Genomic DNA, 16,778 nt, shown 5'->3' on the forward strand with positions numbered 1-16,778 from the left:
CCTTAGTTTTTATTGCACTTGTATAAATCACGTTTCTCCCAGGCGCCGCCGACCCAATGTGGGAGCGGGCTTGCTCGCGAATGCGGTGGCTCAGTTACAGGTGCGTCGACTGAAACACCGCATTCGCGAGCAAGCCCGCTCCCACAGTTGACCTCCTTCGGCCTCAGGATCTTGCTCAGAACTGCCAGTTCAGACTCAACCCCACGCCCTGGTTTTTTCCCGGCCAGCCAGTTGGCCCGTGTAGTCGAGGTTGACCCGTGTGCTTTTGCTCAACGCCAGGCTGGCCTGCACACCCACCAGCGCTGCATCGCGCATTAACGGCGAGCTTTGCACCGCGAACGACGGCCCACCGGCGACAAACGCCAGGTGCTCTTCGGATTCAACGGCACTCAGGCTGTGCTGCCAGCCCAACGAGCCGGAAACGTCCAGTTGCTGCCGGTCATTGAGGGGCAAGGTTTTCGATGCCCGTAGGCCCAGGGTGCTCAGCACTGCATCGCGGCTGTCACTGCCACGCTCCAGCGCGGCAGCGTCGCCTTTTTCGTGAAAGCGTTCGTTGTCAAGGTGCACGTAAGCCAGGTTGGCGAACGGCTCCAGCGCCACCGAGGGCAAGTTCAAACGGTAGGCCGCTTCGGTAAAGACCTGGGCGCTGCGCGCATCCAGTTTGGTCTTCTGCTTGCCGCTGACTTCGCCGTACTGCAAGTCACGTTTCACGTCGCCGCGATGCCAGCTGTAGGCGCCGCCGACGCTCAGGCGCCAGTTGCCCAGCTCATGCCCGGCATAGGCGCCGAGGTGGTAGCTGTCGATGGACGCCGAGGAATGAGTGCCGCTGCCCATGTTCAGCGAGCTGTCGCTGTAACCGGCCACGAGACCGGCGCGGGTCTGCTCGTCCAGGGCGCCGTCGACACCCGCCAGCATGCCACCCAGTGAGGTGGTGTAGCCCGCCGTGTCGCTGCGGCTGTCGGTCTTGCCCCAACTGCCGAGCGCCTTGACCCACACATTGCTTTCACCGGTAACCGGCGTATGGCGCAGGCGCTCGCCGACGGCATCACGTAGTTGGCGACTATCGTTGATCAGCAGGGTGTCGATGGCCGGATAGATTTCCCCCGACAGTTGCTGGAAGCCTTGTTGCGCGGCGGCCACGGAGTCCGAACGCAGGATGCTTTCGTACACCGGGTTGCCCGCGCCCAGTTGCTCGGCAGCCGCCGCCACCGAACGCTGGTTACGATTGGCGCCGACACTGGCAAAGCTCGCATCACTGCGAGCAATGTCCAGTTGCACGCCGTTGGCGGCATAGTCGAGGGTGCCGCCGAGGAACAGGTAGTTGGGCAATACCGCACCGAACTGACCCTGGATCCCGCCCGCCGCCTGGAGGATGTTGTACTGACGCCCCAGCAGGCTCTCGGCCTGTTGCTGGCTAAGCAGCGTCGGGCTGTTTTCCAGGGCCAGGGTCACCGTGCCGCCGCCGAGGATTGCCTTGCCGGTGGCGACAATCTGGTCGCTGCTGGTGGGGGTGAGTTCGACCGCATAGGTGGAACCGGCGGCGAGGTTCACGTCCCCGGCTACCTGCAAGGTACCCACGGAATTGCCCGGCGCCACGGTGCCGCCGTTGTTCACTTGCAACGCCGCGATACGGCCGGAGCCACCCAGTGTGCCGCTGTCATTGACCGTCACTGCCGACGTCAGTGAACCATTCACCGCCAACCGACCGCCATTCACGGTGGTCGGGCCACGGTAGGTGTTATCCCCGCTCAGCACCAGGCTCCCCGCGCCGGACTTGATCAGGCTGCCTTCGTAGATACGCTGGGCCGCCGCTGCCGCCCGGGCGGTGCCAACGGCATAGTCCGTCTGGTCCTGCTGACTCGCGCCGGCGCCCACGCCGTTCTCCCAGCCCTTGTCGCGCAGGGTTTGCTGCCAGGCCAGGGTTTCGGCGCTGTCTTCGGCCTGACGCTGGATCAGGGCCTTGTCGGAGATCGCATTGCTCCACACATCGCCCTGCCCGGCCGCCAACGTGACATTCATCGGCCCGAGCAATTGCCCGGGCCCGTGCATCGCCCGGCCAAGGTCCGGCACGCCCCAGCCGACCTGGGTGGTCGGTGCGTCGGTGACCGAGCCATTGAGTTGAGTGGCGGTGGTCAACAACACCTGCAAGGCCTGCTCGTTGTTCAGGTACGGGTAGCGTTCCATCACCAGCGCCAGTGCGCCCGTGGCATGGGGCGCCGACATCGAGGTGCCGGACTTCACCCCATAACCGCCATCGGGAACGGTGCTGTTGATCAACGCCCCGGGGGTGGAAATGCACCAGTACTTGGCGATGCCGCACTGGTTGTATTTCTGGTTATTCGCCTTGTCCAGGCCCGACACCGCCAGCCAGTGGCCTTCCAATTCCGGCTGGAAATACGGCAAGGCTGAACGCACACTGGCGTTGGCGTAGCCGCTGTTACCGGCGCTGAACACGTTGATCACCCCGGCCTTGGCCACATCCGCAGCGGCATCCAGCCAGGTGTTCCGGTTGTAGTGCTGGGCATAGGCCGCGTGCAGGTCGCCCAGGGTCTGGTAGCTGACATCCTTGGGCTGGCTGCCCCAGCTGTTGTTGATCGCGCGCACGCCGGAATCCACCAGGGCGCTGTACACCGCCTTGAAGTACTTGGGATCCGGCGTGGGGCCAAACAGGAAGCTGTCATTGGCGTTGGTGTTGCCGACGTAGATCTGCGCGTTGTACGCCACGCCGTGCATGCCCACGCCATCACGGGCCGCGCCCATGGTGCCGGTGACGTGGGTGCCATGGGAGTCATTGTTGGAGTTGAGCGCGCCGGTGGTGCTGAACGGGCTGCCATCGACGTAAGTGCCGCTGGCGGTGACCGCGTGATAGCGGTCCTTGGAGGCTTCGGGATGGTTGGGGTCGAAACCCGAGTCGAGGGCGCCGATCTTCACGCCACTGCCGGTGATGCCGCTCGCGTAGGCCTCGTTGGCTTTCATCCGGTCGAGGCCCCAGTCACTCTGGAACTCGGCGGAGCGCCAACTGGCGGGATCGCCCGCTTTGCCGGTTTCGATGTACTGCCCGTGGGCTGCCACTGACAGCAGCAGCAAGGAGCCTGCGGTGAAGGGTTTGAAGCGAGGTGAATCAGTGATCATGAAGAGTCCTTTTTCTTATTGTTGAAATACCAGTGGCGAGGGCGTCTCCCTCACCACAACACACTCCCTCCCCACAAAAGCCCCCTTGCACCCGGTAATACTCGTCCAGGCATCAGCGGCTCATAGGGCCAAACGCCTCATCCACCTTGGCCAGGTCGGTGTCGCGCAAGTTGCCCGCGTAGTAATGCAATTTGGTCCAGGCCATCAGGTAGTCGTACCGCGCCTGGGCCAGGTCGCGGCGGGTGCTGTACAGCTGCTGCTCGGCGTTCAGCGCATCGAGGTTGACCCGCTCGCCGCCGAGGATGCTTTGCTTGGTGGAGACCACCAGCGCTTCAGCCGAAGTCAGCGCCTTTTGATACGCCCGTAGTTTGCTGACGCCCGACAGGCAAGCGCTGAACTGGCGCCGCAGTTCGATCAGGGTTTCGCGGGTCTTGCCTTCCAGTTCGTACTCGGCCTGCTCCATGGCGCGGCTGGCCTGGCGGGTGGACGCCGAGACGCCACCACCGGCATACAACGGCATGCTGACTTCGATGCCGATGGTGTTGGTGTCATAGCGTTGGTTGTAGGTGTTGCCGCTGTCGGATTCCTGCTGGCGGGAGCTGGCATAGGCCGTGATACGTGGCAGGTGCCCCGAGCGGTTGCGCTCCACTTCATAACGCGCCACTTCTACGGACTGGCGTTGCGAGGCCAGGTTGGGGTTGTTGGTCAGCGCCAGTTCGTGCCAGGTGTCGTAGTTGGCCGGGGTCAGGGTGAAGGCGGCAAATCCCGGGTTCAACGGCGCCAGGTCATTGATGTTGACGCTCTGCACACCTATCAATGCACCAAGCTCCCGCAACGAGGCGTCTTGCTCATCCAGCGCCTGGATTTCCTCGGCAGTGGCCAGCTCATAGCGCGATTCCGCTTCCAGGATGTCGGTGCGCGTGCCTTCGCCCTGCTGGAACAGATGCTGGTTCTGCTGGAACTGCTGCTCGTAGGCCTTTTTCTTCGCGCGGGCAATGTCGATCTGGTCCTGGGCGAACAGCGCCTGGGTGTAATAAGTCAGCACCCGCACCAGCAACGCCTGGCTTTTGTCGCGAAAACTCTCGTCGGCAAACAGCGCCTGGGCCACGCCCTTGCGGTAGTTGGCATAGGCTTCGTAGTCGAACAGCGGCTGTTGCAGGGTGAAGGTGGAGCCGTAGCTGTTGTAGTTGCGGTCATCGTGATAATTGCCGCCGCGCCCGTCGGGCAAGGTGGCCTGAGAGTTGTTGCGGCCCTTGTTGTAGTTGTACGACAGCTTCGGCAGCAGGCCGGCGCGGCCGATGGTGCGGTTCTCCAGGCCGGCGTCGCGCTCCTTGATGGCGCCGAGGAATACCGGGTCGTTGCGCAGAGCCTGTTCGTAAACATCGAACGGGCCCATGGCGGCCTGGGCGCTGCTGCAGGCGAGTAACAAGGCGATGAACATCGGCTTCATGCTCATTCCTCGGTCAACGCCGAGCCGGCGCGGTCCAGCAGCGGCTTGAACAGGTAATTGAGCAAGGAGCGTTCGCCGGTGCGGATGAACATCTCGGCGGGCATCCCCGGCTTGATCACCAGGCCATGGAGTTTTTCCAGGGCGTTGCTGCTGACGACGGTGCGCAACACGTAGTACGGCATGCCGGTTTTTTCGTCGAGCATCTGGTCGGCGGAGATCAGGCTCACCTCCCCCGGCACTCGGGGCGTGCGGCTCTGGTTGAAGGCGGTGAAGAGGATGTCTACTGGCAAGTGCGCACCGACCTTGTCCACCAGATGCACCGGCAAGCGACCTTCCACTTCCAGGCGGGTGTCCTGGGGCACGATTTCCAACAGGGTTTCACCGGCACGCACCACAGCGCCTTCGGTGTGCACGCCCAGGTTGACGGCGATGCCGTCGGCGGGCGCATTGATTTCGCTGTGCTGCAGGTCGAAACCAGCGGAGGTCAGTTGCTGCTCCAGGGTCAGGCTGCGCAATTGCGCATCGGCCAGTTGGCTGCGGACTTCCTTCTGATATTCCTCGCTGTGCTGCTGCAACTTGAGGCGCGACTCGAGGATGCCCTGCTCCACCCGGCCGCTTTCCCCGGTGTTCTGCGCCAGGTCCTGTTGCACCTGGGACAGTTGACGCTGGTACTCCATCAGCCGGTTGCGCGGGATGTAGCCGTTGTCGGCCAGGGGTTGCAGGTTATTCAGTTGGTCACGCAGGGATTGCGCCTGGGCGGTCAGGTCGCTGCGGGCGCGGCGCATGCCGTTGAGCTGTGCGGTGGCGCCTTCGATACTCGCGCGAATCCCGGCCTGTTCCCGGGCAAAGGCTTCACGGCGACTGCTGAACAGTTGGCGCTGGCCTTCGAGGACCAACGCCAGGGCTTGATCAGGGTTGGTACTCAGCTCCGCCGGGAAAGTGATGGTCGACTGGTTATCCCGCTCGCTCTGCCACCGCGCCACGCTGGCCCAGGCCATGCGGTATTGGGCTTGCAGGGAGTGCACGTCAGCCTGGTTTTGCGTCTGGTCGAGGCGGAACAGGGGTTGGCCCTGCTTCACCGCCTCGCCTTCACGCACCAGGATTCTGCTGACCACGCCGGGGCTGAGGGTTTGTACCGCCTTGCGCTTGCCCGACACCACCACCGTGCCTTGCACCGGAATCCCCTGGTCCAGCGGTGCCAGGCTGGCCCAGAGGAAAAACCCGCCGGCGCCAACCACCGTCAGCAGCCAGCCCATGCGGGCAAAGAAGCGCGCGTCGTGTTCGGGGTGAGTCTGTTCGTAATCGCGGTTGATTTGAATGCTGTTGTCGCTGCTCATGCGCCTGGATTCCTTCCGGCTTGATACTGACGGCTGAGGCTGACCCCGGCCTTTTCTCGCGGTGCTTCCTGCTGGCCGGACAGCGCCCGCAGCACGTCCTGGCTCGGACCAAATGCCTGCAAACGGCCTTCGTTAAGCACCAGCAGCTTGTCGGCCTGGGCCAACGCCGAGGAACGGTGAGTCACCAGCACCACCGTGCTGCCCTGGGCCTTCATCTGCATGATCGCGCTGGCCAGGGCGGCTTCGCCCACGGTGTCGAGGTTGGAATTGGGCTCGTCGAGCACGATCAGGCGCGGGCCGCCGTACAGCGCACGGGCCAGGGCGACCCGTTGTTTCTGGCCACCGGACAGGCCGCTGCCCTCGTCACCGAGCACCGTGTCGTAGCCGTGGGGCAAACGCAGGATCAATTCGTGCACGCCCGCTTGTTCGGCGGCCTGTACCACCAACTCCGGATCGGCTTCGCGAAAGCGTGCGATGTTGTCAGCGATGCTGCCGCTGAACAGTTCGATGTCCTGAGGCAGGTAGCCAATATGCGGGCCGAGGTGGTCGCGGTCCCAGCGATGGATGTCGGCACCGTCCAGGCGCACGGTGCCCGCCAGGGTTGGCCACACGCCCACCAGCACCCGGGCCAGGGTCGACTTGCCGGAGCCGGAAGCACCCAGCACGCCGAGCACTTCACCCGCCGTCAGGTTGAAGCTGACCTGATGCAAGGTCGGCACACGCCGCCCCGGTGGGCCCGCGCTGACCTGCTCGAAACTGACATTGCCCTTGGGCGCCGGCAAGGCCATCTGCTCACCCTGGGGCGGAAATTCGCGCATCAGGTTATCCAGGCGCTGATAAGCCAGCTTGGCCGAACTCCATTGCTTCCACACGACGATCAACTGGTCGATGGGGCTCAACACCCGGCCCATCAGGATCGAACCGGCGATCATCATCCCTGCCGTCATGTCGCCCTTAATCACCAGCAACGCCCCCAGGCCCAGCACCAACGATTGCAGGCACAGGCGCAGGGATTTGCTCAGGGAACTGATGATCGACCCGGTGTCACTGGCCTTGTTCTGCAAACCCAGAAACTGCGAATGCACCTTGAACCAGCGTTTGCGCAATGCGCCGAGCATGCCCATGGCCTGGATGGTTTCGGCGTTGTGCAGGTGGCTGGTGGCCAACTGGGTGGATTGCTGGGAAAACCCGCTGGCTTCACCCAGGGGCTTTTTGGTCAGGTATTCGTTGAGGCACGCCAGGGCAATCAGCAGCACTGCACCGGCGCTGGCCAAGACACCCAGCCAGACGTTGAACAGGAAGATCACAAACAGGTAGATCGGAAACCACGGCGCATCGAAAAACGCGAACAGCGCCGGCCCCGTGATGAATTGGCGGATGTGGGTCAGATCCCCAGGGATTGCCCGCCATGACCTTCGCCCCGTTGCAGGTTGCGCTCGAAGGCGGCCTTGTACACCCGCAGGTTGAAACGCCGCTCCAACTGGCTGCCGATGCGAATCACGATAAAGCTGCGGATCACCTCAAGCACGCCGATAAAGGCGAAGAACCCCACCACCATGAGCGTCAACATCACCAGGGTGGTTTCGTTCTGTGAAGACAGCACGCGGTCGTAAACTTGCAACATATAAATCGACGGCACCAGCATCAATACGTTAATCAATGCCGTGAAGCAGCCAATACTGATCAGAATACTTTTGTAGTCGCCGAGTGCTTTGAATAGTGGTGCAACGGGAGTGGTCTTCGCCATGTTGCCTGATCTTCCCTGAGCCGAATGACGCGCAATAGTTTGCCAGGCGCCCCATTAAGGGGCGGGCAAACATTAAAATCGGGTTATATCGTTATAACGAACTATTAGGGTGCACGTTGTAATATCAATACCGCGCCAGATTTTACGCGGCCTTCATATTCGCCTTCTTTCTGGCGATTCAAATGGGTAATGCCGGTACCTTCGGCATTCATCAACCAAATACCGTCGGGCGTTGGCGTCCAACTAACGGGGGCTTCACCCAGCCATTGTCCCACGCACTCCACATCGCCCCCCAGGGCGTTGGCTTGCTCAATCAGATCCAGCGCACACACCTGCTCTTGCTGGTGCAGCGTCCAATGCCCGGCCAACTGCGCGGACGTGGGTAAAACCAGACTGCTTGCCATTGCTGTGGCTCCTGCCGACATAAGCAACGCCTGGAGACACCAGGCAACTGTACTGCGAAATAGCGTCATCACCTTCGCCCGTTCAAGGGGTGGATGCAAGGGCAGAGGGCGGCGCGTGTGCGCCACCCTCCTTTACACCTGAATCAAGCCACGATGTCGCTGACGGCTGCCTGGCCAACGGTGGTGACGAGGAAATCCGCCACGCCGTGACCGGAGAAGTCCACTGCCAATGTGCCCAGGTTGGTACCCGAAGCGTAGGACAGCACCGCGTCGCCGGCGTGACCGGTAAACGCGTTGACGAAGGTCAGGCCCGCACCTTTGGTGATGCCGGTGAGGTCGATCTTGTCCGAACCCGAAGTGAAGTCGAAGATCTTGTCGGCCGCACCTGGCTTGGAGTCCGAGCTGGCGCCGAACACGAAGGTGTCGTTGCCTGAACCGCCCCACAGCTGGTCTGCACCGCCGCCGCCGAAGATGATGTCGTTGCCGGCACCGCCCTTGAGGACGTTGGCTGCAGCGTTACCGATCAACAGGTCGTTGCCCGAACCGCCGATGGCGTTCTCTACGGTCACGCCCTTGGCGATGGAAACGTTACCCACCAGACCGCCAACGTCGGAGAACGAGGTCTCATTGAGGTTGATCTTCTGGTTTTGGGTAAAACCGGAGAAGTCCAGGGTATCGTTGCCACCACCGTCCCACACCGAGAACACCAGCTTGTCGGCCGATGAAGTGGCGCTGAGGAAATCACGCCCGGTGTTGGAGTTGAAGCCGTAGGTGGTGTCGCCGGCGCGGGTGTTGTAGTTGGCGCCGTAGAGCTTCTGGATCGCGGCGATGTCGTCGATCAGCGGGCCGGAGGAGTAAGCCTCTACCCCGCCTTTGCTGAAGTTCTGGTTGGTGTTGCTCTCGCTCCAGTAACTCATGACGCTGTAGCCACGCGTGTCCTGTCCATAGTCCGCGTCTTTGTACGAAGGGTTGCCGGTCCCGGCGTTGTAGTCGCCAGGGTGGTCCAGGCCCAGGGTGTGGCCGATTTCGTGGGTCAGGGTCTGCCGGCCATAGTTGTTCAGGTCCGGCGTCTTGTTCGGCGTATAGCTGTTGTTGGTCAGGTACCAGGAAGTGCCGTCAAGGCCGCTTTCGTTGTACTTGGCGTTGGTGCCTGGCAGGTAGGCAAAGGCCGCTGCGCCGTCCTGGCCGCCGCTGTAGTTGCCGAAGGTCATGTGGAAGTCACCGCCCGAGGCTTTCTCGGTGAAGGTGACATTGGCCACATCAGCCCAGGATTGCATGGCCAGTACGGCCTGTGCTTTCTGCTGGGTGTTGAACTGGCTGAACCCGGTGATCCCATGCTTGTTCATGGTCGCGTTGGAAGCCGAGGTCAGGAAGGTGTAGGTGAGATCGATCTTGCCGTTGCCATCCACGTCCCGGTAAGCGGCGTTCTCACGCAGCAGGTGGTCGGCGGCCTGGTCAACGGTGAACGAGGGTTTGCCATTGACCGTGAGGTTGCCGCCACGGTCGTATTGATGGCTAAAGCTATCGATTTGCGTATAGGCGGTACTTGCTTGAGCCGCCGACACAATAGCTTTGTCTTTTACTTTTGACATAAACGTACTTCCTTGTTTGCAAGTGGAACAGTTTTTGTCCGACCGGACTCACTTTGGCGAGTAAGTCCGATCACTCGCCCCTTTTGAAGGCGAAAGAAAACTGACACAACCTGAAATCATTCGTCCAGCGGTTTTTATCCAAGGAAAAAGTTGGGCCGACGAACAAAACCTGCAAACATTGGCAAATAGAGCCTTATAAAAATTCAGCTATTTAAATATTAAATACTCCTAAAGACATTTGATGAGGAATGGATCCAAAGTATTGCTTGAGGTGCACTAAGAAAGTGTCACCGTGTCATTGTTGGTATTGAATGGCCACTATTTAAGTGTTTGTCCCGTATTACCGGGACAAGACTTAGTTTATTTATCGGTCGCGCCAGCCTGTTTGACGCAATGCCTGCAGGAGTGTTTGCGAATCCAGCCCCGGCACGCGTATCCCGTCGTCGGTGAGCATGTCCTCCCCGGCCACTATCGCATTAATGATCGCTTCCTCGACCGCTTCCGCCGCCGCGCTGAACAAGGGTGAAATGTGGTCGTTATTGACCATTTGCAGCGATGTGCTAAGGGGCAAGCCCTTGCGCCCGTAATCGGCCGCCGGTAAATCCTGATTGCCGGTGGCGAACGCCAGGAACAGGTCTCCGCTGGAGTCCTCGGTACCACCCCCCGTGCGCGCAATGCCAATGGACGCGCGCTGTGCCAGGCGCTGGCATTGATGGGGCAACAACGGCGCATCGGTGGCGATGATCACCACAATGGAGCCCATGCCGGGGGTGCCACGATCGGCAAACGGTGACGGAATTTCCATCAGTTGCCGACCTACCGGGTAACCGTCCACCCGCAACTCCTGGCGCTTGCCATGGTTGGCCTGTACCAGCACACCGACGGTCCAGCCACCCTGCTCCGCCGACAGGCGCCGCGAGGCCGTGCCGATCCCGCCCTTGAACTCATGGCAGATCATCCCGGTGCCGCCGCCCACGGCGCCCTCCGCCACCGGCCCGGACTCGGCGCTGGCCAGCGCCTCGCGCACATGCTCCGGGCCGACGTGCTGGCCCCAGATGTCGTTGAGCAAGCCGTCGTAGGTTTCCATCACCACCGGCATGCACCAGTACACTGCCGGGTCTGCCAGGCTTTCACGCTCCAGGGCGATCAGGGTGTCGCGCACAATCCCGATGCTGTGGGTGTTGGTGATCGCCAGTGGCGTGGTCAGCAGGCCCGACTCGGCGATCCATTCAAGACCCGTGGCGTCGCCATTGCCGTTGAGCACGTGGTAGCCGGCAAAACACGGTTGATACCGCGCGGCACCGGCCCGGGGCTGGATTGCCGTGACGCCGGTGCGTACCTGTTTGCCGTCGATGCGGGTCTTGATCGTGCTGTGGCCGACCCGAACCCCTGGAACGTCGGTGATGGCATTCAGCTCACCGGGCGTGCCCAGTCCCAACGTGATGCCCAATTGACGTGCGCGCATAACCACTCCTTACAATTTCTGAAACGCCGGACTCAACCGGCCACTGATGCAATACAGGATCACCGACAGTGCCAGCAGGCCGATGATAATCATGATGTCGCGAACCGAGGCGGCAATCGCCAGGGTCACCAACAGGTAGCCGGCCCCCAGCACCGCCAGCAAGGCCGGCACCGGCCACAACGGCATGCGATACGGATGCTCGCGGTCACGCAGCAGAACCCGGCTCATCAGCGCGCTCAACGCCACGATCAGGTACACCAGCATGATCAACAGCACGCTGAAGGACGTCAGGTCCGCCAGGTTCGAGCTGAAGCTGAGCAATGCCGAAGGGATCGCCAGGAACAGCGTAGCCAACCAGGGTGAATCCCAACGCGGATGGATCCGGGTGAAGAGTTTATTGATGGTCGGCGTCCACAGTGCATCGCGGCCGCTGCTGAACACCACCCGACCGATCTGAATCACGATGGCGACAATCGCATTGAACACTGACAGGAAAATCCCGGCGCTCACCAGCCGCGACAATGTTTCATTGCCGTGGCTGGTGAGCAGGTAGCCGATCGGATCGGGACTGCTGATCATCGCGCTGAGGGATGGCGCACCGATCAACAACGCGGTAATCGGCACCAGTTCGATTACCACCACCAGACCCAGGGACCACAACACCGCCTTGTGCACGCCCTTGCCGCCGCACTTCATGTCTTCGGCCAGCAACACCGCTGGGCCATAGCCATTGAAGGAGAACAGGCCAATGCCCACCGCGCCGATCACCAGCGCCCAGGGCGCCAGGTGCAACACGCCGTTCTCGACGATTTGCGGTTGCAGCAGCACGCTGACCGGCTGCACCGGGTTGCCGAAGCCGATAAATACGATCACCAGCAACGCCGCCACTTCCAACAGCAGGCAGGTGCCGGTGATCCAGGCATTCAGCTTGATATTCAGGATGCCCAGGGCGTAGCTGCACACAACGATGACCAGGGCCACGGTTTGTGAATCGAACTTTGTGCCGAGGGCGTTATTCAGGTACGTCGCCGCGCCGGTGGCCAGCACCGGCGGGATAAACAGCAACATCACCAATACCGTGAGGAACGTCGCATAACCGGCCATGCCGCCGAACACCCGCTTGGCGTACACGTACTCACCGCCGGCACTGTTGTGGGCGCGGCCGAGTTCGGCGTAGCAAAAGGCGAACATCAGCGCGAGCAACGCGGCCATCACAAAAGCCAGGAACACCCCGCTTCCGGCCTGCTGGATGGCAAAGGGCGCAATCACGAACACGGAACTGGCCGGGGTCACCGCCGAGACGGTGATGGCCACTACATCGAATACGCTCAGGGTGGGTTTCAGCACGCCGTCGGGCGTGGAAGGAGCACTCATATCGTTATCCTCTTGATTGTTCTTGGTTTGAGGCAGAAACGAAAAGGTGAAGCGGCGCGGGGTATGTTCCCCACTGACTGACGGCAAACTTAAACACTCTACGTAGATCGGCCAATTCCCCTATTGGAGTACTCCCCTTGACGCCGACGGGCAAAAGTCGAACCCTTGCGGCCTGAATCCTTAGCGTGGAGCTGCACATGAGCCTGTTCAGGGAAGTCGGCATGCACGCAGGCCTGGGCCGCACCGTCGCGCAGATCGGTACCGGACGTTTCTGGAAACAACTGGTGCTGCTGTTGCACCAATGCGTGCCCTTCGACAATGCCCTGGCGATCTTCTACCCCACCGACGGCCCGCCCCAGGCGCTGGAGGAATACGACGCGCAACCGAGCAGCAAGCCGGCGTCGATGCTGGTTTACCTCAATGGTTTGTACCTGCTGGACCCGTTTTTCCAGGCATGTCGCGAGGGGTATGCCAGCGGCGTGTACCGCCTTGAAGAAGTGGCACCGGATCATTTTCGCCAGAGTGAATACTTCCTCAACTACTTCCACGACAACGTGCTGGAGGACGAGGTGCAATTCATCCTGCAATTGCCGGGTGCGGGGACGTTGTCGCTGTCGTTGGGGATGCAGCGGTTGTTTACCGGCGAAGAAACGGGGTTGATGACCACGCTGGCGGCCTGGGTGCTGCCATTGATGCAACAGCATTGGCAGCAAAGTACCCAGCGGGTGGCCGCGCCTGCCGAGATGGCCAGCCAGATCCGGGATGCGCTGAGTCATTTTGGCTGTGGGGTGTTGTCGGAGCGGGAGTTGGAAATTGCGCGGTTGGTGTTGCGTGGGTTTTCGTCAAAAGCCATGGCCGAACGGCTGAATATCTCGCCGGATACGGTCAAGGTTCATCGTCGGCATTTGTATGCCAAGCTGGATATCTCGTCGCAGCCGGAACTGTTTTCGTTGTTTATCCAGTCGTTGGGGCATGACCTGGAGAATCCTTAATGATCGTTCCCACGCTCTGCGTGGGAACGCCGCCCTGGACGCTCCGCGTCCGCTTTTGAAGTCGTGACGCGGAGCGTCACAGGATGCATTCCCACGCGGAGCGTGGGAACGATCATCAACGGCCGGTACGAATGGTGTTCCACACCCGCGTACGAATCCGGTCGATGTTCAGTGGCATTGCTTCCAGTGCGAACAACTTGCCCATCATTTCCGGGCTTGGGTACACCTTGGTGTCGCTCTTGATCGCCGGGTCTACCAGGCTGTCGGCCGCAGCGTTGCCGTTGGCGTAGTGCACGTAGTTGGTAATGCTGGCCATCACTTCCGGGCGCAGCAGGTAGTTCATGAACGCATAGCCGGCTTTTTCATCCGGGGCGTCGGCGGGCATGGCGACCATGTCGAACCAGATGGCGGCGCCTTCCTTGGGAATGTTGTAGCCGATGTTCACGCCGTTCTTGGCTTCCTTGGCGCGGCTTTCGGCCTGGAGGATGTCGCCTGAGAAGCCCACGGCCACGCAGATGTCACCGTTGGCCAGGTCGGCGGTGTATTTCGAGGAGTGGAAGTACGCCACGTACGGCCGTACTTTCATCAGCAGGTCCTCGGCCTTTTTGTAGTCTTCAGCCTTCTTGCTGTGGTGCGGCAGGCCCAGGTAGTTGAGGGCCGCGGGCAGCAGTTCCGGGCCGTTGTCGAGGATGGCCACGCCGCATTTCTGCAGTTTCTGCATGTTCTCGGGTTTGAAGATCAGGTCCCATGAATCTACCGGGGCGTTGTCGCCGAGTACCGCCTTGACCTTGTCGATGTTGTAGCCGATGCCGGTGCTGCCCCACAGGTACGGGAAACCGTGGGCGTTGCCCGGGTCGTTGTTTTCCAGGGCCTTGAGCAGCACCGGGTTGAGGTTCTTCCAGTTGGGCAACTGGCTCTTGTCGAGCTTCTTCAGCGCCCCGCCCTGGATCTGCCGGGCCATGAAGTGGTTGGAGGGGAACACCACGTCGTAGCCGGATTTGCCGGTCATCAACTTGCCGTCGAGGGTTTCGTTGCTGTCGTACACGTCGTAGGTGAAGCCGATCCCGGTTTCTTTCTGGAAGTTCTTGGTGGTGTCGGGGGCGATGTAGTCCGACCAGTTGTAGATCTTCACCGTCTCGGCGGCTTGGCTGAGGGTGGCGACGAATACCAGCGGCAACAGGGCAATGGGTCTCATGGTTCGATTTCCTGGCGGTTTTAGGGCTGTTTTTATGGCAGGCGATCAAAGATCAAAGAATCAGAGGATCAGTACATAGGTCTTGCGCACGGTTTCCTGGATGTCCCAGATACCGGTGCTGTTGGCCGGCAACATCAGTGCGTCACCGGCTTCTATGTGGAGCATCTCCCCGTTGTCGGAGGTGAAGGTGCAGCGGCCCTGGATAAAGTGGCAAAACTCCTGGGCTTTGATCTGCCGGCGCCAGCGCCCGGGCGTGCATTCCCAGATGCCGGTTTCGACGCCGTCGCTACGTTCCACGCTCAGGGTCGAGGCCACCGCTACCGGTGTGCCCAGTGGCAGGGCAACGGGGCAAGAGTCCGGCAAATGGGCGCTGAGTGTGTCTTTGAACTGGGTAATGCTCATGTTCATACCTGTGGTGATTGAAACGACTTAGTGCATGAAACCTTCCATGAACCCGGCAACCCCGCTGGCCAGCTTGCGGCGCCACGGCGCAGTGTTGGGGTTGGCCAACACCTGGTCCTCATGGACAAAACTGCGAATGATCGCGTTGTAGCCCAGCCAGCGGCAGGGTTCCGGTTCCCAGGCCTTGAGCCCCTCCAGCCGGCCCGGCTGGATCACCCATGGCTGCGTGACCAGCGGTGTGTCGAGCCCCAGGATCAAGTCGGCCAAGGTACGCCCGCCCAGGTTGCTGGCCCCTACGCCCTCGCCGCCATAACCACCGGCCAAAGCGATGCCCGCTGCGTGATCGCACAGCATGTGCGGCTTGAAGCGCCGGGACATGCCGAGGTTGCCGCCCCAGGCGTGGGTGATGCGGACTTTCTTGAGCTGCGGGAACAGTTCACCGAACAGGTAGCGACGCAGTTCGACTTCGCTGTCGGTGAGGTCGAAGTTGTGCCGCAACTTGCCGGCAAACTGATAGCCCCCACGGGCGCCGAACACCAGGCGGTTGTCCGCCGAGCGCTGGCCGTAGGTGACCTGGCGACTGCTTTCGCCGAAGGCCTGGCCACGGTTCAGGCCGATTTCGTCCCAGGTGCTGGCGGGCAACGGTTCAGTGGCGACAATCAGGCTTTGTACCGGCAACTGATAGCGGCCCAAAGGCGCCAATGTGGTGGCATACCCTTCTACCGCCGGCACCACCCATGACGCGCGCACTGAGGCTTTAGCCGTGCGCAGGCTGCCGGACTGCCAATGGGTGACGGGGCTGTTTTCATAGATCGTGACGCCCATCTGCTCCACCACCCGCGCCAGGCCGCGCACCAGCTTGGCCGGGTGAATCGTGGCAACGTGGGGGGCATAGATGCCGCCATAGGGTTTGGCGATGCGGATTTGCTCGGCCAGTTGCTGCGGGCCGAGCCAACGGTAATCGTCGTCGGTCAGGCCCTGAGCGTGGAGCTTGGCCAGGTAGGCCCGCAGGGTGGCTTCCTGTTCGGGATAACGCGCGGCGCAATACAGCACGCCGCCCTTGCGGTAGTCGCAGTCGATGCCTTCGTGCTGTATCACTTGCGCAACTTCATCGGGAATGGCGTGCAGCAGGTCGAACGAGGCCCGGCGTTGTTCGGGAGACAAGCCGGCCAGCAGGCGGTCTTCCCCCAGCAGGTTACCCATCAGCCAACCGCCGTTACGGCCCGAGGCACCGAACCCGGCGGTTTGTGCCTCGATGATCGCGATTTTCAGCTCGGGCGCCTGGCGCTTCAGGTAATACGCGGTCCAGAGCCCGGTGTAGCCGGCGCCGATAATGGCCACGTTGACGTCCAGGTCGTGCTCCAGGGACGCACGCGCCACCAGCGGTTCGTCCAGCTGGTCCATCCATAAACTGATATTGCGCCATGCAGGCATGCCAAGCTCCACCACCACACTTCGATGGCCGTGATCCTAGAGCCTGGCCTCAGGGGCTGTCTTGCGCGCGTGCACGCAGGGAAATTTGTTTGACGTAGGCCTTGGGCGACTGGCCGGTGTGCTGGCGGAAGCAGCTATAGAACGCCGACGTCGAATTGAAGCCCGCGGCAAACGCCAGTTCGTCGATGCGGATCGGCGGCGTGGCCTTGTCCAGTGCGGCCAGCAAATGCTGGAGGCGCGCCTGGTTGACGTAG

The 16,778-nt window shown here is 61.5% G+C and carries 11 protein-coding genes and 2 pseudogenes; 1 reads left to right on the plus strand and 12 read right to left on the minus strand.

What is annotated here, in order from left to right; all coding sequences use genetic code 11:
• Positions 1–175 precede the first annotated feature (175 nt).
• The 8 genes and pseudogenes from eprS to JFU58_RS20870 all read right to left on the minus strand — a co-directional run bounded on the left by eprS (position 176) and on the right by JFU58_RS20870 (position 12,501).
• Positions 176–3,132, minus strand: a pseudogene (eprS, locus tag JFU58_RS20835) (autotransporter serine peptidase EprS).
• A 112-nt stretch (positions 3,133–3,244) separates the two neighbouring features.
• Positions 3,245–4,582, minus strand: coding sequence for a TolC family outer membrane protein (locus JFU58_RS20840; RefSeq protein ID WP_017479720.1), 1,338 nt, complete (start codon positions 4,580–4,582; stop codon positions 3,245–3,247).
• Between the two features lie 2 nt (positions 4,583–4,584).
• Positions 4,585–5,919, minus strand: coding sequence for an HlyD family type I secretion periplasmic adaptor subunit (locus JFU58_RS20845; protein ID WP_201142044.1), 1,335 nt, complete (start codon positions 5,917–5,919; stop codon positions 4,585–4,587).
• Positions 5,916–7,666 (minus strand): annotated as a pseudogene (locus tag JFU58_RS20850) (type I secretion system permease/ATPase). Before JFU58_RS20850 ends, JFU58_RS20845 begins: the two are co-directional and overlap by 4 nt.
• 104 nt (positions 7,667–7,770) lie before the next feature.
• Complete coding sequence (locus tag JFU58_RS20855; protein WP_063030346.1) at positions 7,771–8,139, minus strand: AprI/Inh family metalloprotease inhibitor; 369 nt, start codon at positions 8,137–8,139, stop codon at positions 7,771–7,773.
• A 74-nt stretch (positions 8,140–8,213) separates the two neighbouring features.
• Positions 8,214–9,662: a serralysin family metalloprotease gene (locus JFU58_RS20860; RefSeq protein ID WP_003217113.1), complete on the minus strand. Its 1,449-nt coding sequence runs from the start codon at positions 9,660–9,662 to the stop codon at positions 8,214–8,216.
• A 364-nt stretch (positions 9,663–10,026) separates the two neighbouring features.
• A complete protein-coding gene (locus JFU58_RS20865) occupies positions 10,027–11,127 on the minus strand; it encodes a DmpA family aminopeptidase (protein ID WP_201142046.1) in 1,101 nt (366 codons plus the stop codon).
• 9 nt (positions 11,128–11,136) lie between these two features.
• The gene (locus JFU58_RS20870) at positions 11,137–12,501 is read right to left on the minus strand and encodes an APC family permease (protein WP_093209814.1); all 1,365 of its coding nucleotides are present in this window, start codon (positions 12,499–12,501) and stop codon (positions 11,137–11,139) included.
• 197 nt (positions 12,502–12,698) lie between these two features.
• On the opposite strand from JFU58_RS20870, the gene JFU58_RS20875 reads away from it, so the two are divergent.
• Positions 12,699–13,493: a helix-turn-helix transcriptional regulator gene (locus tag JFU58_RS20875; RefSeq protein WP_063030352.1), complete on the plus strand. Its 795-nt coding sequence runs from the start codon at positions 12,699–12,701 to the stop codon at positions 13,491–13,493.
• A gap of 115 nt (positions 13,494–13,608) precedes the next feature.
• On the opposite strand, the gene JFU58_RS20880 is transcribed toward JFU58_RS20875, so the two are convergent.
• The 4 genes from JFU58_RS20880 to JFU58_RS20895 form a co-directional block, all read right to left on the minus strand.
• The gene (locus tag JFU58_RS20880; protein ID WP_010169417.1) at positions 13,609–14,688 is read right to left on the minus strand and encodes a polyamine ABC transporter substrate-binding protein; all 1,080 of its coding nucleotides are present in this window, start codon (positions 14,686–14,688) and stop codon (positions 13,609–13,611) included.
• 60 nt (positions 14,689–14,748) lie between these two features.
• Complete coding sequence (locus JFU58_RS20885; RefSeq protein WP_201142048.1) at positions 14,749–15,090, minus strand: cupin domain-containing protein; 342 nt, start codon at positions 15,088–15,090, stop codon at positions 14,749–14,751.
• Between the two features lie 27 nt (positions 15,091–15,117).
• Positions 15,118–16,524, minus strand: a complete 1,407-nt coding sequence (locus tag JFU58_RS20890; RefSeq protein ID WP_201142050.1) for an NAD(P)/FAD-dependent oxidoreductase — start codon at positions 16,522–16,524, stop codon at positions 15,118–15,120.
• Positions 16,525–16,573: 49 nt separating this feature from the next.
• Positions 16,574–16,778, minus strand: a 205-nt coding sequence (locus JFU58_RS20895) for a helix-turn-helix domain-containing protein (protein WP_201142052.1), incomplete at its 5' end; no start/stop codon positions are given.

Source organism: Pseudomonas sp. TH34 (genome assembly GCF_016650865.1).
Taxonomy (GTDB): domain Bacteria; phylum Pseudomonadota; class Gammaproteobacteria; order Pseudomonadales; family Pseudomonadaceae; genus Aquipseudomonas; species Aquipseudomonas yamanorum.

Coding starts and splice junctions, on each gene's coding strand:
- JFU58_RS20855 (WP_063030346.1), bottom strand. CDS start 8,139: ATGACGCTATTTCGCAGTACAGTTGCCTGGTGTCTCCAGGCGTTGCTT.
- JFU58_RS20880 (WP_010169417.1), bottom strand. CDS start 14,688: ATGAGACCCATTGCCCTGTTGCCGCTGGTATTCGTCGCCACCCTCAGC.
- JFU58_RS20885 (WP_201142048.1), bottom strand. CDS start 15,090: ATGAGCATTACCCAGTTCAAAGACACACTCAGCGCCCATTTGCCGGAC.
- JFU58_RS20845 (WP_201142044.1), bottom strand. CDS start 5,919: ATGAGCAGCGACAACAGCATTCAAATCAACCGCGATTACGAACAGACT.
- JFU58_RS20870 (WP_093209814.1), bottom strand. CDS start 12,501: ATGAGTGCTCCTTCCACGCCCGACGGCGTGCTGAAACCCACCCTGAGC.
- JFU58_RS20865 (WP_201142046.1), bottom strand. CDS start 11,127: ATGCGCGCACGTCAATTGGGCATCACGTTGGGACTGGGCACGCCCGGT.
- JFU58_RS20890 (WP_201142050.1), bottom strand. CDS start 16,524: ATGCCTGCATGGCGCAATATCAGTTTATGGATGGACCAGCTGGACGAA.
- JFU58_RS20875 (WP_063030352.1), top strand. CDS start 12,699: ATGAGCCTGTTCAGGGAAGTCGGCATGCACGCAGGCCTGGGCCGCACC.
- JFU58_RS20840 (WP_017479720.1), bottom strand. CDS start 4,582: ATGAAGCCGATGTTCATCGCCTTGTTACTCGCCTGCAGCAGCGCCCAG.
- JFU58_RS20860 (WP_003217113.1), bottom strand. CDS start 9,662: ATGTCAAAAGTAAAAGACAAAGCTATTGTGTCGGCGGCTCAAGCAAGT.